Origin of the sequence: Janthinobacterium rivuli, assembly GCF_009208735.1 — a bacterium.
Lineage (GTDB): Bacteria > Pseudomonadota > Gammaproteobacteria > Burkholderiales > Burkholderiaceae_D > Janthinobacterium.
Window position 1 is genome coordinate 152,237 of sequence record NZ_WFLJ01000001.1, and the last position, 19,520, is coordinate 171,756.

At 62.9% G+C, this 19,520-nt stretch carries 23 protein-coding genes; 3 read left to right on the plus strand and 20 right to left on the minus strand.

Features of this window, described 5'->3' with window-relative positions; translation table 11 throughout:
• Window position 1: 1 nt before the first annotated feature.
• Entirely contained in the window at window positions 2–430 is a 429-nt protein-coding gene (locus tag GCN78_RS00720) for a group III truncated hemoglobin (RefSeq protein WP_152249917.1), read from the plus strand.
• On the opposite strand, the gene GCN78_RS00725 is transcribed toward GCN78_RS00720, so the two are convergent.
• The 16 genes from GCN78_RS00725 to GCN78_RS00800 all read right to left on the minus strand — a co-directional run bounded on the left by GCN78_RS00725 (window position 427) and on the right by GCN78_RS00800 (window position 12,975).
• Window positions 427–1,185, minus strand: coding sequence for an rRNA pseudouridine synthase (locus GCN78_RS00725; protein ID WP_152249919.1), 759 nt, complete (start codon window positions 1,183–1,185; stop codon window positions 427–429). The two genes, GCN78_RS00720 and GCN78_RS00725, sit on opposite strands and share 4 nt — an antisense overlap.
• An 83-nt stretch (window positions 1,186–1,268) precedes the next feature.
• Window positions 1,269–2,186 (minus strand): class I SAM-dependent methyltransferase, encoded by a 918-nt coding sequence (locus GCN78_RS00730; protein ID WP_152249921.1) that lies wholly within the window; start codon window positions 2,184–2,186, stop codon window positions 1,269–1,271.
• Entirely contained in the window at window positions 2,173–2,367 is a 195-nt protein-coding gene (gene iscX, locus GCN78_RS00735) for a Fe-S cluster assembly protein IscX (protein WP_070288776.1), read from the minus strand. Before iscX ends, GCN78_RS00730 begins: the two co-directional genes overlap by 14 nt.
• A gap of 1 nt (window position 2,368) precedes the next feature.
• A complete protein-coding gene (gene fdx / locus GCN78_RS00740) occupies window positions 2,369–2,710 on the minus strand; it encodes an ISC system 2Fe-2S type ferredoxin (protein ID WP_035820570.1) in 342 nt (113 codons plus the stop codon).
• Window positions 2,711–2,779: 69 nt separating this feature from the next.
• Window positions 2,780–4,660 (minus strand): Fe-S protein assembly chaperone HscA, encoded by a 1,881-nt coding sequence (gene hscA, locus GCN78_RS00745; RefSeq protein WP_152249923.1) that lies wholly within the window; start codon window positions 4,658–4,660, stop codon window positions 2,780–2,782.
• Between the two features lie 88 nt (window positions 4,661–4,748).
• Window positions 4,749–5,264, minus strand: coding sequence for a Fe-S protein assembly co-chaperone HscB (gene hscB, locus GCN78_RS00750; protein ID WP_152249925.1), 516 nt, complete (start codon window positions 5,262–5,264; stop codon window positions 4,749–4,751).
• 66 nt (window positions 5,265–5,330) lie between these two features.
• The gene (gene iscA / locus GCN78_RS00755) at window positions 5,331–5,651 is read right to left on the minus strand and encodes an iron-sulfur cluster assembly protein IscA (protein WP_010399774.1); all 321 of its coding nucleotides are present in this window, start codon (window positions 5,649–5,651) and stop codon (window positions 5,331–5,333) included.
• 51 nt (window positions 5,652–5,702) lie between these two features.
• A complete protein-coding gene (gene iscU, locus GCN78_RS00760; RefSeq protein ID WP_034779562.1) occupies window positions 5,703–6,092 on the minus strand; it encodes a Fe-S cluster assembly scaffold IscU in 390 nt (129 codons plus the stop codon).
• A gap of 56 nt (window positions 6,093–6,148) precedes the next feature.
• Window positions 6,149–7,405, minus strand: coding sequence for an IscS subfamily cysteine desulfurase (locus GCN78_RS00765; protein ID WP_070288779.1), 1,257 nt, complete (start codon window positions 7,403–7,405; stop codon window positions 6,149–6,151).
• 40 nt (window positions 7,406–7,445) lie between these two features.
• On the minus strand, window positions 7,446–7,922 hold the full coding sequence (gene iscR / locus GCN78_RS00770; protein WP_034779566.1) for a Fe-S cluster assembly transcriptional regulator IscR: 477 nt from the start codon (window positions 7,920–7,922) through the stop codon (window positions 7,446–7,448).
• A gap of 204 nt (window positions 7,923–8,126) precedes the next feature.
• Window positions 8,127–8,678: an NADAR family protein gene (locus tag GCN78_RS00775; RefSeq protein ID WP_152249927.1), complete on the minus strand. Its 552-nt coding sequence runs from the start codon at window positions 8,676–8,678 to the stop codon at window positions 8,127–8,129.
• Window positions 8,679–8,716: 38 nt separating this feature from the next.
• Window positions 8,717–9,496, minus strand: a complete 780-nt coding sequence (locus GCN78_RS00780; protein ID WP_152249929.1) for a uracil-DNA glycosylase family protein — start codon at window positions 9,494–9,496, stop codon at window positions 8,717–8,719.
• Window positions 9,497–9,585: 89 nt separating this feature from the next.
• A complete protein-coding gene (locus GCN78_RS00785; protein WP_152249931.1) occupies window positions 9,586–10,554 on the minus strand; it encodes an IS1595 family transposase in 969 nt (322 codons plus the stop codon).
• Window positions 10,555–10,698: 144 nt separating this feature from the next.
• On the minus strand, window positions 10,699–11,349 hold the full coding sequence (maiA, locus tag GCN78_RS00790) for a maleylacetoacetate isomerase (RefSeq protein ID WP_152249933.1): 651 nt from the start codon (window positions 11,347–11,349) through the stop codon (window positions 10,699–10,701).
• An 11-nt stretch (window positions 11,350–11,360) separates the two neighbouring features.
• Window positions 11,361–12,389 carry a fumarylacetoacetate hydrolase family protein gene (locus GCN78_RS00795; protein WP_152249935.1) on the minus strand — a complete coding sequence of 343 codons (1,029 nt, stop codon included), beginning with the start codon at window positions 12,387–12,389 and terminating at the stop codon, window positions 11,361–11,363.
• A 52-nt stretch (window positions 12,390–12,441) separates the two neighbouring features.
• Window positions 12,442–12,975 carry a VOC family protein gene (locus tag GCN78_RS00800; protein WP_152249937.1) on the minus strand — a complete coding sequence of 178 codons (534 nt, stop codon included), beginning with the start codon at window positions 12,973–12,975 and terminating at the stop codon, window positions 12,442–12,444.
• A 126-nt stretch (window positions 12,976–13,101) separates the two neighbouring features.
• Between GCN78_RS00800 and GCN78_RS00805 the strand changes: the two genes are divergently transcribed.
• Both GCN78_RS00805 and GCN78_RS00810 read left to right on the plus strand, forming a co-directional pair.
• Window positions 13,102–14,070: a LysR family transcriptional regulator gene (locus tag GCN78_RS00805; RefSeq protein ID WP_152249939.1), complete on the plus strand. Its 969-nt coding sequence runs from the start codon at window positions 13,102–13,104 to the stop codon at window positions 14,068–14,070.
• A gap of 62 nt (window positions 14,071–14,132) precedes the next feature.
• Window positions 14,133–14,759 carry a gamma-glutamylcyclotransferase gene (locus tag GCN78_RS00810; protein ID WP_152250265.1) on the plus strand — a complete coding sequence of 209 codons (627 nt, stop codon included), beginning with the start codon at window positions 14,133–14,135 and terminating at the stop codon, window positions 14,757–14,759.
• A 162-nt stretch (window positions 14,760–14,921) separates the two neighbouring features.
• On the opposite strand, the gene GCN78_RS00815 is transcribed toward GCN78_RS00810, so the two are convergent.
• The 4 genes from GCN78_RS00815 to GCN78_RS00830 form a co-directional block, all read right to left on the minus strand.
• Window positions 14,922–16,064 carry a PA0069 family radical SAM protein gene (locus tag GCN78_RS00815; RefSeq protein ID WP_152250266.1) on the minus strand — a complete coding sequence of 381 codons (1,143 nt, stop codon included), beginning with the start codon at window positions 16,062–16,064 and terminating at the stop codon, window positions 14,922–14,924.
• A 128-nt stretch (window positions 16,065–16,192) separates the two neighbouring features.
• Entirely contained in the window at window positions 16,193–16,900 is a 708-nt protein-coding gene (locus tag GCN78_RS00820; protein ID WP_152249941.1) for a tRNA-uridine aminocarboxypropyltransferase, read from the minus strand.
• 71 nt (window positions 16,901–16,971) lie between these two features.
• A complete protein-coding gene (locus GCN78_RS00825; protein WP_152249943.1) occupies window positions 16,972–18,735 on the minus strand; it encodes a methyl-accepting chemotaxis protein in 1,764 nt (587 codons plus the stop codon).
• Window positions 18,736–19,000: 265 nt separating this feature from the next.
• A complete protein-coding gene (locus GCN78_RS00830; protein WP_152249945.1) occupies window positions 19,001–19,513 on the minus strand; it encodes a lipocalin family protein in 513 nt (170 codons plus the stop codon).
• Window positions 19,514–19,520: the final 7 nt, after the last annotated feature.

Here is a 19,520-nt window from a genome sequence, read left to right on the forward strand (position 1 = left end):
CATGAACAATACCGCCCCCCTCCCCCACACCCGCTTCGCTCCCTACCGCGAGGAAGTCTGCAGCGAAGACGAAGTCACGCATCTCGTTCACACCTTTTATGCGGCCGCGCGCGACGACGCCATGCTGGGCCCCATCTTTGCCGCCGAGGTCAAGGATTGGGATGCCCATTTGGCCACACTGGTCGATTTCTGGTCAGGCTTGCTGCGCGGCACCATGCGCTACCACGGCAAGCCGCTGGCCCAGCACGCGCAAATGGAACACCTCACGCCGTGCATGTTCCGCCGCTGGCTGACCCTGTTCTTCGCCACCACCGAAAGCATGGGCAATGCGGCCCTGCAAGAGAAGGCCGATACCATCGCCTTGAATATTGCCGAACGGCTATGGAAAAGCTTCGCGGAAAACCACGCCATCACGGCGCCGCAGCTTTAGAACCGCTCGTAACCCTGCAAGTAACGCCATTGCCCCACGGGCGTGGCGCCCATCGGGATGCGGCCGATGCGCAAGCGCTTCATGGCGACGACGTCCAGTCCCACCATCTTGCACATATGGGCGATCTGGCCCGGCTGCACGTTTTTCAGGGCGAAGCGCAAACGCGTTTCATTTTGCCAGCTGACCTTGATCGGCGGCAAAGGCTTGCCATTGAAGGGCAAGCCGTGATTGAGCAGCGCCAGGCCGTTTTCCATGATGTCGCCCGACACTTCCACGATGAATTCCTGCTCCACCGTTTTCGCTTCGTCGACCAGCTTGCGGGCCACGCGGAAATCCTGCGTAAACACCAGCAGGCCGGACGCCATGGTGTCGAGCGGATTGGTGATGGTCAGGCCAATCAAATGGCGCTTGAGAAAGCGCGTGACGGAGCTGGGCGCCACGTTCTCGGGCGTGAAGATCTCTTCGGGACGCAGGCAGCTCAATGCTGGCTTGCCTTCCGCGCCGATACCGCCATTGACGCCGGCCGGCTTGTGCAGCAGGATCGTCACGGGCGGCATTTCTTCCAGGGTGGCGTTCGGCAACAGTACCACCGCTTGATTGTCGGCCACGCGCGCGCCCGACTCTTCCACCAGCACGCCATCGACCGTGACCCAGCCGCCCTCGATATACAGCTCGGCCTCGCGGCGCGAGCAGGGCACGTCTTCAGACAGGCGCTTGGCCAGGCGGACGGTGGGCATTTCAATAGGTGTGGTCATGGGGGAGGCGCAAAAAGCAAGAGGAGGAGAAAGCCGGTATTGTAACCGACCCGCTCCTCCCCTCGTTTGGCAATGCGGAAGTCTTACGCGCTGGCCTTGGCCAATTCCTCGGCAAAGAAGCGGTGGCCCATCTCTTCCAGGCCCAGCGTCTGCAGCACTTCCTGCAGGCGCTCCGTCGGGCGCTGGCGCGGCAGGTTCTTGTAGCTGGCGATGATCAGCTCATTCTTCATCGAATGCTCCCAGCCCACCAGCTCCGTCACGCTGACCTGGTAGCCGTGCGCTTCCAGCTGCAAACAGCGCAGCACGTTGGTGATCTGGCTGCCGAACTCGCGCGTGTGCAGCGGATGACGCCACAGTTCCGTCAAGACATTCTTGCCCAGGCTCTTGCCCTTGTTCTTCTTCAACACGGACGCCACTTCCGCCTGGCAACACGGCACCAGCACCATGAATTTCGCCTTCTTCTTCAGGGCGAAGTGGATCGCATCATCGGTGGCCGTGTTGCACGCATGCAAGGCCGTGACGATGTCGATCTGCTGCGGCAGCAAGGTCGATTCCGTCGATTCGGCCACGGACAGCGGCAAGAACGACATGCCGGGAAACTTGAATTTCTTCGCCAGCTCCTGCGAACGCTGCACCAGTTCTTCGCGCGTCTCGATGCCGTAGATGTGCGAACCGTCGTTGCCGCTCTTGAAGAACAGGTCGTACAGGATGAAGCCGAGATACGACTTGCCGGCGCCGTGGTCGACCAGCGAGACACCGGGGTGGTCGAGCTGCACTTCGCGCAGCAGCGGCTCGATGAACTGCGTCAGGTGATATACCTGTTTCAGCTTGCGGCGGCTGTCCTGGTTCATCTTGCCGTCGCGCGTCAGGATGTGCAATTCCTGCAGCAAGGCGACCGATTGGCCATCCTTGATCTCGGGCATGTTGCTGGCGGCCGTGATGACGTCTTTCGGCGCGGCGGCTGCGGTGGCGGCGGCTGCCGCGCCCTTAGCGCGCTTCATCGATCCACGCCATCTGTATCGCTTCGAGCACTTTTTCGCCGCCGCGCGTGTGGTCATCGTCGAAGCCGTCCAGTTCCACCACCCAGTTATGCAGGTCGGTGAAACGCACGGTCAGGGGATCGATGTCCGGATGCGCGTCGAACAAAGCCTCGGCGATCGCGTGTATGTCGGACCATTTCATGTTAGTGGCTGCCTTCGCTGACCTGGTTGATCGTGTATTTCGGGATTTCGACAACGAGGTCGGCATCGGCCACGATGGACTGGCACGACAGGCGCGACACGGCTTCCAGGCCCCAGGCCTTGTCCAGCATGTCTTCTTCCAGTTCCGTCGCTTCGTTCAGCGATTCGATGCCTTCACGCACCAGCACGTGGCAGGTGGTGCAGGCGCACGATTTTTCGCAGGCGTGCTCGATGTCGATGTCGTTTTCCAGCAGGATGTCGCAGATGGACTTGCCGGCAGGGGCTTCGATGACGGCGCCGTCCGGGCAAAGCTTGGCGTGCGGCAGGATAACGATTTGTGGCATGGTGTCTTCTTTCAGTCTGTCATTCGGTGCGCGGCCGCGACATGTGCGCGGCCCGCTGTTCAATTGGTTTTATACGACCTGGTCCAGGGACTTGCCCGTCAAGGCCGTGCGCACGCTGCGGTCCATGCGGCGCGAAGCGAAATCCTCGGTGCCGTCGGCCAGCGCCTCAATCGCCAGCTTCAGGGCCTGGTGGTCGATGGCGCCGCTTTGCGATTGCGCGATGGCGTCGCGCACGCGCTGCATCAAGCCATCCACGGCGACGCGTTCCGCATCGTCGAGCAAGCCGCCGTCTTCATCGAGCGCCGACTGCGTGGCCAGCAGGATGCGTTCCGCTTCCACCTGCTCTTCGCGCAGCGCGCGCGCCACCATGTCGACGTCGGCCGAGGTGTACGAATCCTGCAGCATGCGGGCGATGTCGTCATCTCCCAGGCCGTAGGCCGGCTTGACGCTGATCGACGCTTCCACGCCCGAGCGCAGCTCGCGCGCCGAGACGGACAGCAAGCCGTCCGCATCGACCTGGTACGTGATGCGGATGCGCGCGGCGCCCGCCACCATCGGCGGGATGCCGCGCAGCTCGAAGCGCGCCAGGGAGCGGCAATCGCTGACCAGTTCGCGCTCGCCCTGCAGCACGTGCACGGCGAGCGCCGTCTGGCCATCTTTAAAGGTCGTGAATTCCTGCGCGCGCGCGCACGGGATCGTCGAATTGCGCGGGATGATTTTCTCCACCAGTCCGCCCATGGTCTCGATGCCCAGCGACAGCGGGATCACGTCCAGCAGCAGCCAGTCGTCGCCGGCGGCGCGGTTGCCAGCCAGCAAGTTCGCCTGGATGGCCGCGCCCAGCGCCACCACCTTGTCCGGGTCGATATTCGCGTGCGGCGTCGTGTGGAAGAATTCGCTCACGGCGCGCTGCACGTGCGGCATGCGCGTGGCGCCGCCCACCATCACCACGCCGTCGACGTCGTCCGCATCCACGTTCGCGTCGCGCAGGGCCTTCTTGATGGCGTTCATGGTCTTGGCCACCAGGTGCTGCGTCATGGCGGCAAAGTCGGCCGCCGTGATGCGCAGGTGGATTTCTTCGCCCGAGTTCAGGGCCGCGTCGATCATCGTTTCCGACTTGGTCGACAGCGTTTCCTTGATCTCGCGCGCCTTCACCATCAGGATGGCCGTGTCTTCGTCCGACAGCGGCGCCAGCTTGGCGTGTTCGCTGATCCAGCAGAACAGGCGGCGGTCGAAATCGTCGCCGCCCAGGGCCGAATCGCCGCCCGTGGACAAGACTTCAAAGACACCCTTGCTCAGTTTCAGGATCGAGATGTCGAAGGTGCCGCCGCCCAGGTCATACACGGCGTACACGCCTTCGGAGGCGTTGTCGAGGCCATACGCGATGGCGGCGGCCGTCGGCTCGCTCAACAGGCGCAGCACGTTGATGCCGGCCAGCTGCGCCGCGTCTTTCGTCGCCTGGCGCTGCGCGTCGTCAAAGTACGCTGGCACGGTGATCACGGCGCCCACCAGGTCGTCGCCCAAGGAATCCTCCGCGCGCTGGCGCAGGGTGGCGAGGATTTGCGCCGACACTTCGACCGGGCTTTTCACGCCGGCCACGGTTTTCAGCTGCACCATGCCAGGCGTGTCCTGGAAGTCGTAGGGCAGGTTTTCCGCGTAGGCGATGTCGGCCAGGCCGCGGCCCATGAAGCGCTTGACGGAAACGATGGTGTTCTTCGGGTCGGTGGTTTGCGCGGACAGGGCCTTGTAGCCGATGTTCGCATGGCCGTTCGGCAGGTAACGCACGACGGAAGGCAGCAATGAGCGCCCGTCTTCGTCATTGAGCACCTCGGGGATGCTGTTTCGCACCGTGGCGACCAGGGAATTGGTGGTGCCCAGATCGATGCCGACGGCCAGGCGGTGCTGGTGCGGCGCGGTCGACATGCCTGGTTCGGAAATTTGCAGAAGTGCCATTGTATTCGTGCCTCGATTAATTTTTTGCGTGATGCAGCTGATGCCTGTCGCGCATTATAAGACGCGCGCCGGACTGGCGCTTGGCCTGTCAAGCCTCGATGGCTTCATAGGCAAAACGCACCTCCTCGGCGAATTTGTCGAGGAACATCAGGGCGCGCACGCTTTGCGCCGCATTCACGTAGTCGGCGGCGTCCAGCTGGGCCGCCACCTGGGCCAGCAAGGCCTTGCGTTCGCCGCGCAGCTGGCGGTCCAGGGCGTCGAGCGCGTCGGCATCCTTGCCGGCACGGGCGTCGCCCAGCTCCTCGCGCCATTCCATCTGCTGCATCAGGAAGCTGACGGGCATGGCCGTGTTCGACTCCGTCTGCAGGTCGACGCCATGGAGTTCGCACAGGTATTGCGCGCGTTTTTGCGGGCTTTTCAGGGTTTGATAGGCTTCATTGGCGCGCGTGGCCCATTGCATCGCCACACGCTTTTCAGCGCTGCTGGCGTTGATGAAGCGGTCCGGATGGACCTTGCCCTGCACGTCGCGGTAGGCCGCGTCGAGCGCGCTCATGTCGAGCCCGAACTGCGCCGGCAACTGGAATAATTCGAAGTGGTTTTGCATAATGGTCAGTGGTCGCTGTACCGCAATCGATGGGTACAGCGCACCGACCGGGGTCTTGCCAGCTGTTTAAATCCTGAAGGACTCGCCGCAGCCGCAGGCGTCTTTTTCGTTCGGATTGTGGAACTTGAAGCCTTCGTTCAAGCCTTCGCGCGCGAAATCGAGTTCCGTGCCGTCGATGTAAGGCAGGCTTTTCGGGTCGACGAAGACCTTCACGCCGTGCGATTCGAAGACGCTGTCTTCGGCCGCCACTTCATCGACGTATTCCAGCTTGTAGGCCAGGCCCGAGCAGCCCGTGGTACGCACGCCAAAGCGCAGGCCCATGCCCTTGCCGCGCCGTTCGATATAACGGTTGATGTGTTTCGCCGCTTTTTCGGTCAGTGTGATCATGTATTTCTCCGTAACGGCCCCGGCCTTGCGGCCGGGGCGGGCTGCCAACGTTTAAGCTGCTGCCGGGTGACGGGTCTGGTAATCCAGAACAGCGGCCTTGATGGCGTCTTCCGCCAGGATCGAGCAGTGGATCTTCACCGGCGGCAGGGCCAGTTCTTCGGCGATCTGCGTGTTCTTGATGGCCAGCGCCTGGTCCAGGGTCTTGCCCTTGACCCACTCCGTTACCAGCGAGCTCGAGGCGATGGCCGAACCGCAGCCATACGTCTTGAATTTCGCATCTTCGATCAGGCCGTCGGCGCCGACCTTGATCTGCAGTTTCATCACGTCGCCGCAGGCGGGCGCGCCTACCATGCCGGTGCCGATGGTTTCATCACCCTTGTCGAAAGCGCCCACGTTGCGCGGGTTTTCGTAGTGATCGAGTACTTTGTCCGAGTAAGCCATTTTGATGCTCCTTTAATATTCTTGCCGGCCCCCGTCAACAGAGGCCACGGTGTTGGTTAGTGGGCTGCCCATTGGATCGAATTGATGTCGATCCCTTCCTTGAACATGTCCCACAGCGGCGACAGCTCACGCAATTTGTGGACTTTCGATTTCAGCAGGTTGACGGCGAAATCGATGTCTTCCTCGGTCGAGAAGCGGCCGATGGTGAAGCGGATCGAGCTGTGCGCCAGTTCGTCGCTGCGGCCCAGGGCGCGCAGCACGTACGATGGCTCCAGGCTGGCCGAGGTGCAGGCCGAACCGGACGACACGGCGATATCCTTGATCGCCATGATCAGCGACTCGCCTTCGACGTAGTTGAAGCTGACGTTCAGGTTATGCGGCACGCGGTGATCCATGTCGCCATTGATGTAAACTTCTTCGATCTCTTGCAAGCCCTTGGCCAGGCGGTCGCGCAAGGCCTTGATGCGGCCGATTTCGCTGTCCATCTCTTCCTTGGCGATGCGGAAACTCTCGCCCATGCCGACGATCTGGTGCGTCGGCAGGGTGCCCGAGCGCAGGCCGCGCTCATGGCCGCCGCCGTGCATCTGCGCTTCCAGGCGCACACGCGGCTTGCGGCACACGTACAGGGCGCCCACGCCTTTCGGGCCGTAGGTTTTATGCGCCGTGAAAGTCATCAGGTCGACCTTGGTCTTTTGCAGGTCGATGACGACCTTGCCCGTCGCTTGCGCGGCGTCGCAATGGAAGATGATGCCTTTCGAGCGGCAGAACACGCCGATCTCGTCGATTGGCTGGATCACGCCGATTTCATTGTTCACCAGCATGACCGACACGAGGATGGTGTCCGGGCGCACGGCCGCGGCCAGCTGCTCGACGGTGATCAGACCGTTGTCCTGCGGCTCCAGGTAGGTCGCTTCGAAGCCAATGCGTTCCAGTTCGCGCACCGTGTCGAGCACCGATTTGTGTTCGGTCTTGACGGTGATGATGTGCTTGCCCTTGGTCTTGTAGAACTGCGCCGCGCCCTTGATGGCCAGGTTGTTGCTTTCCGTTGCGCCGGAGGTCCAGATGATTTCGCGCGGATCCGCGTTCACCAGGGCCGCCACGTGGCCGCGTGCCTCTTCCACGGCTTTTTCCGCCGTCCAGCCATACATGTGGCTGCGCGATGCCGGATTGCCGAACTGCTCGCGCAGGTAGGGAATCATCTTGTCAGCGACGCGTGGATCGATCGGCGTCGTGGCCGAGTAATCCATGTAGATCGGGAAATGCGGTGCGGTTTCAAAGTGCACTTGGCCTACGTTTTTTTCTGGGGCGTTCATCAATAACTCCTGCAATCAGCAACTTAGTATTTTGTAATGTTCAACCGAGGGCGGCGTGGTTACGGTGCATCACCATCACGCTTTGTTCGGCAATCTTTTGTCTCTGCTGGTCGACCAGGTCCTGCAAGGACACAGAATCCAGATAATCGACCATTTTTTCGTTGAGCGTGGACCACAATTCATGCGTCATGCAGCGCGCCCCCGTGGCCGCGTCGGCGCCGTGGCAATGTTCCTTGCCGCCGCACTGCGTGGCATCGAGCGGCTCGTCGACGGCGATGATGATGTCGGCCACCGTCACCTTGTCGGCACGGCGCGCCAGGCTGTAGCCGCCGCCGGGACCACGGATCGATTCGACGATCTCATGGCGGCGCAACTTGCCGAACAGCTGTTCCAGGTAGGACAGGGAAATCGACTGGCGCTGGCTGATGCCGGACAAGGTGACCGGACCTTTGCCCTGGCGCAGGGCAAGATCGATCATTGCAGTCACGGCAAAACGGCCTTTTGTAGTCAGACGCATACATCCTCGGTTCAACTAGTTTAAAATATTGCGGCTTTTCAACTTCTCAAACCCTGAGTAGTTGAATGATTTAGTCAAGTATAACAAATTCGGCGGGGTTTGTCAGAGCGCCCCTCGATGACCACAGGGCTGGCAGGGGCATGGCCAGCCGCGCCAGGCGCGGCGGCATCAGGAAAACAACAGTCAGGAAATCGCAGGGCGTTTTCAGCCCCGTAAAGCGGTCCGCACTTTCATCAGTTCAAACCCCAGCAGGTTCAAGCCGTCCCAGCGCGACGGATCGCCGATGCGCGGATTGTCCGACGCCAGGCCCACGCCCCAGATGCGGTCGACGGGACTGGCTTCGACGATGACGCGCTCGCCCGTGCCCAGCAAAAACTTGCGCAGCGCGGCCTTTTGCGAGAACTTGGCGAAATTGCCATCGAAGACGATGCCGGCCCGCGCCGCTTCCCACACTTTGGCGTCGAAGTTCGCCACTTCGCGTCCCAGCTTTTTCACTTCCGACGGCCGCTCGGCCGCCACGATGCGCGCCTGCACGGCCGTGTCGCCAAACAGGGCCGCCTTTTGCGCCATCATGTAGTGTTCGGCCGTCGCGTACGTCACGCCGGCAAGGCTGAACGGTGACGGAAACCACTGGCTGAAGCAGCTTTTGTCGGGCACCTGCGGCTGCGCCGGCGTGTGGCCCCAGAAATACAGATAGTCGGGCACGCCGCCCGCCGCGATCCACGCCTTCAATTCTTCCACATTACTGATTTGCATATTCCCCGCACTTCCGCCAGACAGGCGATGATTCAAGCTCAAGCACGCAATAGTTGCATCGGGCCAAACAGGGCCTGCATGTCACGATTGCCGATAAAGGACAGATTATACGGATGTTCCGCCGTCACCTGCGGCAAGGATGCCGCCACCGGCAGCCGTTTGATGAGCTCGGCAATCTTACCCCACAGCACCAATTGCGGCGGTACCGCCCCGCCCTGTTGCGCCAGCGCTTCCAGCACCACCTGCAGGAAGGGCAGCCAGCCGCGCGCATCCTGCACGGGCGGCACGTGGGAACGGAACACCAGCGCCGCGTTGAGCAGCAAGAAGCCCTGCTCCGTCATCTTGCGCTGCAAGTCGGGCAGGGTCTGGATGACGCTACTGTCCGGCAACTGCGCGGCGGCCGCCACGGGCGCCATGGCCGCGCCGGACGTGTCGCCGCCCTGCAACTGGCCGTCGGCCACCAGCAGCATCTTCATGAAGTTGCGCAAGGACGTGGCGCGGTTGACGGGTTTTGACAGGCCCGTGGCAGACCACAGGCTGCCGACGGCGCCATCCATGAAGCACACGCCCGTGGCGCTGTCGGCGCGCGGATACGGCCCCTCGCCCACCAGCACGTAGCGCACCTGCGCCAGCGGCAGGGCAAAGGCGGCGAACAGCCGGCCCTGCGTGGGCAGGTAATCATCGGCGGCCAGCGCCGGCAGGTAGGCTGGGTCGGCCGCCATCACGGCGTGCAAGCCGCGCAGCACGATGGGACGCCAGGAGGCATGCGCCAGTGACAGGGCGTCGGTGATGCTGGCAGGAACGGTTGTTGCGGTCATGGGGACGTGAAGTATTTGGGCAAACGCAAATTGTAGCGCACCGGCAAGCGCGCATTGACTGCCGCAAATCAAGCACGCATAAAAAAAGGCTATGTCACCGTCAGATGTGGGAATGCGCCCAATGTTGCTTTCAATAACGTTTCGGGTGAGCGGATGCGTCTGGCGTCGAGTATCCAGCGCCAGCCTAGGTAGTTTGGCAGGTAGCGCGTGGCCACGCCGTGAAACGGCCTTAACCATTCGCGCAGGCGGCTGTGATATGCATTGACGTTCTGCACATGCGCGGCGCCGCGCATACGGATGCCGGCGCGCAAGTTGACGGCCTGGTGGCTGAGGCCCGCTTCCCGCGCAAACGCCCGGTAGGCGGCATGGCCATCCGTGACCAGCAGGATATCCTTGTCGATGACGGGCAACAAACAGCGGTGCAGCTGCGCCTTCGTCAGTTGCCCTTTGCCGGTGACAAAATCGAGGGTCTGGCCCGTGCGGTCGCGCGCCACCAGGATGCAGACTTGCTCGTTGGATATGCCGCGCCGTTGCGCATGGCCGCCGCGGCGGCGGGCCGGACGCGTCATCTGTCGCGCCCCTTTTTCCGATTCCAGCACGTATAACTCGTCAGCCTCGGCGATGCCATGCAGGCCATGCGGCCGGTCCGTTTTTGCCAACGATAAAAATCGGTGGCGCCAGCGAAACGTGGTGTTGCGGTGCACGCCCAGTTGTCGCGCCGCCTTGCGCACGGAATCCGATGCAAGCAGGCAATCGGCGTAGTCGAGCCACAGCGACTTATGGCGCAGGTGGGCCAGCGGCGTGCCCGTCAAGGCATTGAAGGTGCGCCCGCAGGGCACGCAGCGGTAGCGCTGCAGGCCGTGCGCATGGCCATGCCGATGCAGATGGGGCGAGTGGCAGGCGGGACAGGCCAAGCGCGACTGCGCCACGCCTTCCAGCAGCGCGACGGTCGCGTCGTGAGGCGTGTTGCCATGCAGCAGGGCCATGCCCGCCTGCCGCTGGCGCCGGTTCAAGTGCGCAAACTGCGCGATAAAGCTGATCCATTCGGCTGGCTGCATGATCTGCTCCCTGCGTGGTGGGTATGCAGAGTCAGACAGCACCGCCATGGGAAGATTCCGGCATTTCCCCTATTTGCCGATGACAGAGCCAAAAAAAACCCCGCCTGTTGCCAGACGGGGTTTTCCGCATTTCGCCTTATAAAACTATTCTGCATCGGGCTGTTGCGACGGATGCGCGGCGACAAACGCCGGCAAACCGGCGCAATGCGCGTGGATGCGCGCCACGCGCGGGTATGGCGCCAGGTCGATGGCGAAGCGCTGCGCATTGAACACTTGCGGCACCAGGCAGCAATCGGCCATCGTCGGGCTGTCGCCATGGCAGAACAGGCCCTTGCCGGCCGGGTCGCCCTGCGCCAGCAGCGCTTCCACGGCCGCCAGCCCTTCGGCCATCCAGTGGCGGTACCACTCCTGTTTGGCCTCGTCCGACAGCCCCAGGGTGTTTTTCAAATATTTCAAGACGCGCAGATTCGTCAGCGGATGCGCATCGCAAGCGATCGCCAGCGCCAGCGCGCGCACGCGCGCCCGTTCCAACGGGTCCGCCGGCAGCAAGGGCACGCCAGGGCGCGTCTCGTCGAGGTATTCGAGCATGGCCAGCGACTGCGTCAGGATGGCGCCGTCGTCGTCGAGCGCCGGCACCAGCGCCGACGGATTGACGGCGCGGTAAGCTGGCAGCAGTTGCTGGCCGCCATCCTGCAGCAGATGCACGGGGATGCTGTCGTAATCGATGCCCTTCAGGTTGAGGGCGATGCGCACGCGATAGGCGGCCGAACTGCGAAAGTAGGTGTACAGCTTCATGGGCGGCCTCCTCAGGCGCGCGTGGCGCCGGCGTACAGGGCCACGGTCTGCTCGATGCTGCCGAAGATGCTGGCGCCCGCCGCGTCGCGCATTTCGATGCGCACCGTGTCGCCAAACTTCAGATAGGCCGTCTTTGGCGCGCCGTGCTCGATGGTTTCATACATGCGCACTTCGGCCAGGCAGCAGTAACCCACGCCGCCATTTTCGATGCTCGAACCGAACAGGTTGCCCTGTTTGTTCGACACGGTGCCGGAGCCGACGATGGTGCCGGTGCCCAGTTCACGCGTCTTGGCCGCATGGGCGACGAGTTGGGCAAAATTGAAGGTCATGTCTTCGCCCGCATTCGGTTTGCCGAACGGTTTGTCGTTGAGGTCCACGAGCAGCGGCAGGTGCAGCTTGCTGTCGACCCAGTCGGCACCCAGTTCATCGGGCGTGACGGCGACGGGCGAAAATGCGCTGGCAGCCTTCGACTGGAAGAAGCCGAAACCCTTGGCCAGTTCGCCCGGAATCAGGTTGCGCAGCGAGACGTCGTTGACCAGCATGACCAGGCGGATGGACTTGGCCGCGTCGGCCACGCTGGCGCCCATGGCCACGTCGCCCGTGATCACCGCCACCTCCGCCTCCAGGTCAATGCCCCACTCTTCGGACAGGGCGAAGATCGGGTCGCGCGGGCCGATGAAACTGTCCGAGCCGCCCTGGTACATCAGCGGGTCCGTGTAGAACGAGGCCGGCACTTCCGCGTTGCGCGCCTTGCGCACCAGTTCCACGTGGTTGATGTAGGCGGAACCGTCGGCCCACTGGTAGGCGCGCGGCAGCGGCGAGTGGCACTGCTTTGCATCAAAAGGCTGGGCGTCCGGCGCCTGGCCCGCGTTCAGGGCCGCGTAAGCCTGCTCCAGTTTCGGCGCCACGGCGTCCCAGTTGTCGAGCGCGACCTGCAGGGTGGGAGCGATGGCGGCCACGCGCTGGTACTGGCGCAGGTCGCGGCTGACGAGGATCAGGGCGCCGTCGCGGCTGCCGTTTTTCAGAGTTGCGAGTTTCATGGAGTGTGTTCCTTGTTTGGCGTAGTGTTCAGGGAGTGTCGAACCGTGGGGTTCAGGCCTCGGCCGGCGCGTGCATCCAGGCCGCGTGCTTGGGCGCGCGGCGCGTCTGCGACCATTCTTCCAGCATTTCCCATTTGACGGCGTCCAGCTTGGCCATCATTTCAGGCGTGCCCACATTGGCCGCCAGTTCCAGGCGGTGGCCGTTCGGATCGAAAAAATAGATCGACTGGAAGATGGCATGGTTCACGGGACCGAGCACCTCGATGCCGCCGGCCACCAGGCGCTCCTTGGCGGCCAGCAGCTCTTCCATGCTGCCCACCTCCAGCGCCAGGTGCTGCACCCAGGCCGGGGTATTGCGGTCGCGGTCCATGGGCGGCTGCGTCGGCAGCTCGAAGAAGGCCAGCACATTGCCCTGGCCCGCGTCGAGGAAGACATGCATGTACGGGTCCGGCGCCTTGGTCGACGGCACCAGGTCTTCCGCGATGGCGAGGACGAAATTCATGTTCAAATGCTTGACGTACCACTCGACGGTTTTCTTCGCGTCGATGCAGCGGTAGGCGACGTGGTGGATTTGCTTGATCTTCATGGTGTTTGTCTCCAATGGATGCGCGCGGGGCGCGATGGCTGGCCTGTTTTTCAGCTTTTCACCATTAGAATCGAGTTCCAGCTATCATACAAACAATTTTTAACTATCGATTTATCGGATTATCTTATGAGTCCAAGCCTGCGACAGATGCGCGCCTTCGTGGCGCTGGCCAAGACCGGCAGTTTTACCCTGGCCGCCGAGTACCTGCACGTGACGCAGTCGGCCTTGAGCGGCTTGATCAAGGAACTGGAAAGCGTGCTGGGCGTGCGCGTGGTCGAGCGCAGCACGCGCAAGACGCAGCTGTCGGAAATCGGCCGCGAGCTGTATCCGCTGTTTGAAAAGATGATCGAGGACCTCGATGGCGCCATGGCCGGCATCGCCCAGCGCAAGGCCCTGAAAACGGGCATGGTGCGCATCGCCGCGCCGCAGATGATGGCGTGCACCCTGCTGCCGGAAGTGATCGCCGCCTACCGCCAGGCGCACCCGGACGTGCAGCTGCGCCTGGTCGACTGCCCCGTGGAGAATGTCTCGGCGCGCGTCTTCAGCGGCGAAGTCGATTTCGGCATCGGCCCCGAACGCGATCCGACGGCGGAAATCGCCGCGCAGGTGCTGTTCGAAATGCCCTTCGTGCTGGTCTTCCCCGAGCAGCATCCGCTGCGGCAAAAGGAAAGGGTCACCTGGGCCGACGTGGGCGACTACCCGTTCATCTCGCTGCAGGGCCAGTTCACGGAGCGCCTGCTGCGCGACATGCACGGCGCGTTTCGCGAGCTGTCGCTCAATCCCTACAATGAAGTGACCTTCATGACGACGGCGCTGGCCATGGTCAGCGCCAACCTGGGCATCACGGTCTGCCTGCCGTACGCGGAACCGATGGTCAAACTATACAACTTGCACATGCGCGCCCTGCACGAGCCGGAACTGACGCGGCGCTTTTTCGTCTACACGAAAACGGGCCGTTCGCTGTCGCCGGCGGCCGAAAGCTTCATGGCCTTCCTGTTCCAGTTCGTCGAGACGCACGAGTGGAACGTGGGCGCGGGCGGCGGCGCGGCACGCGATGCCCTGCCGGCCGGCGGTCAGGCTGGCAGAGCCTTATAATGGCGCATCGCCCCTTCTCCGCTTGAACCATGACGCAGCCTGACCAGCACGACCTGTCGCCCATCGACGCCGCCACCATCGCCATCAACCAGCGCATGAACAAATTCGACGGCCACGAACAGGTCTGGCTGTTCGGCTACGGCTCGCTGATCTACAAGGCCGACTTCCCCTATATCGAGCGCCGTCCCGCCAGCATCGCCGGCTGGACGCGGCGCTTCTGGCAAGGGTCGCACGACCACCGTGGCACGCCGATGGCGCCGGGCCGGGTCGCCACCATCGTGCCGCAGGCCGGCGCCGTGTGCGACGGCATGGCTTATCTGATCACGCCCGAAGTCTTCGCCCACCTCGACCACCGCGAAAAGAACGGCTACTTGCGCCTGGCCACCAACATCACCTTCGACGATGGCGGCAAGGTCGAAGGCCTGGTGTACATCGCCAACGAGGAAAACGCCGCCTTCCTTGGCGCCGCCCCGGAACTTGACATCGCGCGCCAGATCGCCCGTTCACACGGCCCAAGCGGCCCGAACAGCGAATACCTGCTGCACTTGGCCAACGCACTGCGCGAGCTGGGCAAGAGTGACCCGCATGTCTTCGCCATCGAGCAGCATCTGGCGCAGTTTCAGGATCAGATCCGGGATCAGTTCCAGACAGCTCCCCCTGACAGCGCCGCAGCACCCTCCCGCGCCTGAGGTGGTCTCAGGCAAGCCGAGTCCAGCCCCGGCCTCAGGATGCCCGGACGATGGCGTGCCACTCGCTGCCACAGGCGGCACCAGCCCCGCCGCCAGCCAGCGTCAACCGCATTGCAGCGCGGCAGCGCGCCACTGCGGCCTCAGCGCTGACGACGGTGTCACTTAAAACAAATCCAGCTGTCCCGCATTACCTTCTTTTACTCTTGCGCCCAACGGCGGCACCACCAGCGGCCGGCGGAACTGCGTGCAGTCGAGCTGCTTGAAGCGGCCGCCCTTGCCGTGCAGCCCCAGCCGGTGCACGGCCTTGTCGAAGCGCTGGCGGATCAGGTCGGCCCACACGCCTTCTCCCCGCATGCGCGTGCCGAAGGCGCTGTCGTAATCCTTCCCGCCACGCATTTCGCGCACCCGGTTCATCACGCGCTGTGCCCGTTCGGGGAAATGTGCTTCCAGCCATTGCTGGAACAAGGGACTCACTTCCCACGGCAGGCGCAGCACGACATAGTGGGCGTGAATGGCGCCCGCGTCGCGCACGGCTTCCAGCAGTTGCTCGATTTCCGGCTCCGTGACAAAGGGGATGATGGGCGCGATGCTCACGCCCACCGGAATGCCCGCCTCGGTCAGGGTGCGGATGGTGCGCAACCGCCGTGCCGGGGCGGCCGCGCGCGGTTCCAGGGTGCGCGCGATGGCCGGGTCGAGCGTGGTGACGGTGACGGCCACGGCCGCCAGGCGCTTGGCCGCCATCGGCGCCAGAATATCGATATCGCGTTCGATCAGCGACGATTTCGTGATCAGCGCGACGGGGTGGTCACACTCGTGCAGCACTTCCAGCACGCGCCGCGTCAGTTGCCGTTCGCGTTCGCACGGCTGATACGCATCAGTATTGACGCCCAGGGCGATCGGTTCGGGCACATACGACGGCTTGGCCAGTTCGCGCCGCAACAGTTCAGGGGCGTTCACCTTGGCGTAGATGCGGCTTTCGAAGTCCAGGCCAGGCGACAAGCCCAGATAGCTGTGCGTGGGGCGGGCAAAACAATAAATGCAGCCATGTTCGCAACCCCGGTACGGATTCAGCGACACATTGAACGGCAAATCGGGCGAAGCGTTGCGCGTGAGGATGGTGCGCGCCTGCTCGTCGCTGACCCGCGTCTTCCAGCCCGGCGCCGCCTCCTCCCCAGCCCCCTCATCCAGGCCGCCCACGCTCCAGCCATCATCGAAACCGGCGCGCGCATGCGCCTCGTAGCGCCCTTGCAGGTTCGAGACGGCGCCGCGCCCCTTGTGGGCTTTCAGCGACTGCGGCGGCAACATGGCTTGCCCGGCAAAGCTGTCATCGTGCTCTGGAATGATTGCTTTCATGAACGACCCCGTTAACTGTATATGCGTACAGTATACTATGCCGCTGTGCGGGCAAGATCAAGGGCTGGCGTGATGCCGTTTCACGCTTTTTCACCATGTGGCATGACATAACTCAACTGCTGCGCGACAAAGCCGTCAAATGCCGCGATCAGGGGAACGAAGCGGGATGCGTCCTGCTCCAACTGCATCAGGGCATAGCACGTCGCTTCCAGGGTCGATAACTGGTCTGGCGCGTGCGCCTTGCGGATCAGGTAATGGGAAGCGGGCGTATCGCGCAGGGGCAGGCGCGGCAACTGTTGCAACGGGGGATTCAGATACAGCATCTTGCGGCTCTTGCGCCAGGTGGCGTCCAGCACCACCAGCCGCAATCGGCTCAAGAATCGGGCCGGATCGAGCAAGATGGCGGGGTCGAGCGCTGGCGGCGGCGCGATGCCCAGCGAACGGTCGCCTGGCGTGTCCGGGTACAGCAGCACATTGTGCTTGTCGGCCAGCAATTCGGCCAGCACCTCCGGGGCAAACTGCTCGCCCGTCAGCATGCGGCTGTTGGGCAGACTCAGGTGCAGCAAGCGGGCGCTGCCCTTGGCGTTGTGGGCTTCCAGCGGATGCTGCAGGATCAGCACATCCACCGCATGCGCAACGGGGGCGATCCAGCGGCAGATGCAGCTGGATACGGCGCGCAAGCAGGCTGGGCAGCGCGCGCGTTTGGCCGGTTCAGCCTGGAAAGACGATGCAGCGGCAGGGCTGGAGGGATGGCTGGAGGTAGAGCTTGAGGTACGGCGGGTGGTCATGGCGGAGCGCGTGCGCGGCTGTCTTCAAGCCGCGATTGTAGCGCCCGCGCCATGCCAAGGGGAATCTGCGCTTAAAACTCTTCCCATTCGTCGGCGCCGGACGCCACCGGCGTCTTCGGCACGCGTGCGCGCACCGCTTCCGCTGGCGCCGCTTTGTCCGGCGTCGGCGCGGTCACGGCGGATGCCGACGCGCGTCGCATGGTCGGCTGCGTGGCGCGCCGCGCGGCAGGTCGCGTGGCAGCGGGTGCGGACGCCGTCACGGACGGGGCGGCACTGGCGGAAACATAGTGCTGCGTTGCATCGAGTTTGAACACGCCCACCACGTCGGCCAGCCTGGCCGCCTGTTCCTGCATGGATTCGGCCGCCGCGGCAGCCTCTTCCACCAGGGCCGCGTTTTGCTGCGTTACCTGGTCCATCTGACCGATGGCCTGGTTGACTTGCTCGATGCCGGCGCGCTGTTCATCGCTGGCGTCGGTGATCTGGTTCATGATCTGCGTCACATGGCTGATGCTTTGCACGATCTCGTCCATGGTGCGGCCCGCCTTGTCCACCAGTTGCGAACCGGCCTCGACCTTTTGCACGGAATCGTCGATCAAGCCCTTGATTTCCTTGGCCGCCGCGCTGGAGCGCTGTGCCAGGTTGCGCACTTCGGAAGCCACGACGGCAAAACCACGGCCCTGCTCGCCGGCCCGGGCCGCTTCCACGGCCGCGTTCAGGGCCAGGATATTCGTCTGGAAGGCGATGGCGTCGATGACGCTGATGATGTCGACGATCTTGCGCGCGGAATCGTTGATCGAGCCCATGGTGCTGACCACTTCCGATACCACCACGCCGCCCTTGCTGGCGATCTGCGAGGCGTCGATGGCCAGTTGATTCGCGCTACGCGCATTGTCCGCGTTGAGTTTCACGGTGGAAGTCAGCTCTTCCATGGAAGACGCCGTCTCTTCCAGCGAGCTGGCCTGCTCTTCCGTGCGCGACGACAAGTCCAGGTTGCCGGCGGCGATTTCGCTCGACGCCGTGCTGATCGATTCGGTGCCGGCGCGCACCTGGCCCACGATACTGACCAGTTTATCGTTCATGTTTTTCAGCGCATGCATCAATTGCCCCGTCTCGTCGCGGCTTTCCACGACGATATGGCTGGTCAGGTCGCCAGCGGAAACGGCTTCCGCCACCTCGACGGCACGCGTGATGGGACGCGTGATCGAGCGCGTGATCCAGTAGGCGCAGGCGATGCCCAGCAAGATGGCCACCACGCCCAGCGAGATCAGCAGCAAACGGCCGTTTTCGTAGCGCGAACGGATTTGCGCGGCCGTTTCATCGAGCAATTTCGCTTCCAGCACTTCCAGTTTTTTGAGCGACGCCAGATAGATATCGCGCTTGACGGCCATGTCGCCTTCGTACAGGCGCTTGCCCAGCTCCAGGTCGCCCGCATTCTTGGCCTTGAACACATTCTTGCGCACGTCCGTGTAGGCCTTGCGCGTGCTCAATACTTCCTGGTAGAGCGCCTGCTCGTCCGCGCTCAGTTCGCTCTTGCCGATGGCGTTCTGGATTTCCGTCGCGCGTGCCGACGACACCGCCATTTCCTTTTCAAACTGTTTCTGGTGTTCGGGATCGCTGACTTTCCAGGCGGCCGCCGTGCGCGCCGCATTGACCTCGATGACCTTGGTCCACTCGGCGATCAGGCGCTCGTTGCGCACCTTGACGTTGACGAGCGCATCGGTTTCCTTGCTGGCGCTTTGCATCTGCACGATGCCCACCACGGTCAGGCTGGTCAACAGGAACAGGACGGCGGCAAAAGCGCCACCGAGGCGTACGCCGATTTTGAGGTTTTTCATTGCGTGATTCCTATCTGAAAAAAAACAATGCACAGACGCCACGAAACCGACTGACCACTACCAACCAAGATAGCAGGCATCTGCCGTGCGGCAATCACGAGCGGCGACGCGACGCGACCCGCGTCACCAGAATGGCAGCACGCCGCAGCGCACCACTTTGGAGCAGATTGTGAGTGAATCAGAGTGGTATTGCAAGAAATAACATGCAGAAAAGCAACAACCGGAAGGCGCTATGCCGCCACGAACGGGCGGCAGGCAGGCAGAGTCAGTTTTGCTTCACGTAGATCAATTTTGACGTATCAAAACCCAGGCCACCGGCTTTCTCGATCAGGCGCTGCTGCAAGGCAGGGTCCATGGTGGGCGTACGCGACAGCAACCAGAAGTACGACTTGTCGGGGCCGCTGATCATGGAATAGCTGTAGTTTTCCTGGTCCAAATCAAACACGATGTAGGAACCATAGAAGGGGCCGAAAAACGACACTTTCAGGTAGCCCACGTCTTTCTTGTCCACGAAATACGCCTTGCCTTCCGCTTCCTTCCACTTCGCATCCGCATCCTTGTAGCCGCGGTTAAGCACTTTCAGGCCGCCATCCTGGCGCAGGCTGTAATCGGCCGTCACATGGCTCAGGCCACGCTCGAACGAGTGATCGAGGCGCGCGATCTCATACCACTTCCCCAGATAGCGGGTCGTGTCGAAGTGACTGACGGGATGAATATTCTCGGGACGGCCCACGCAGCCGGCCAGCACGAGCACTGTCAGGAACAGCAGTTTTTTCATGGTCTTC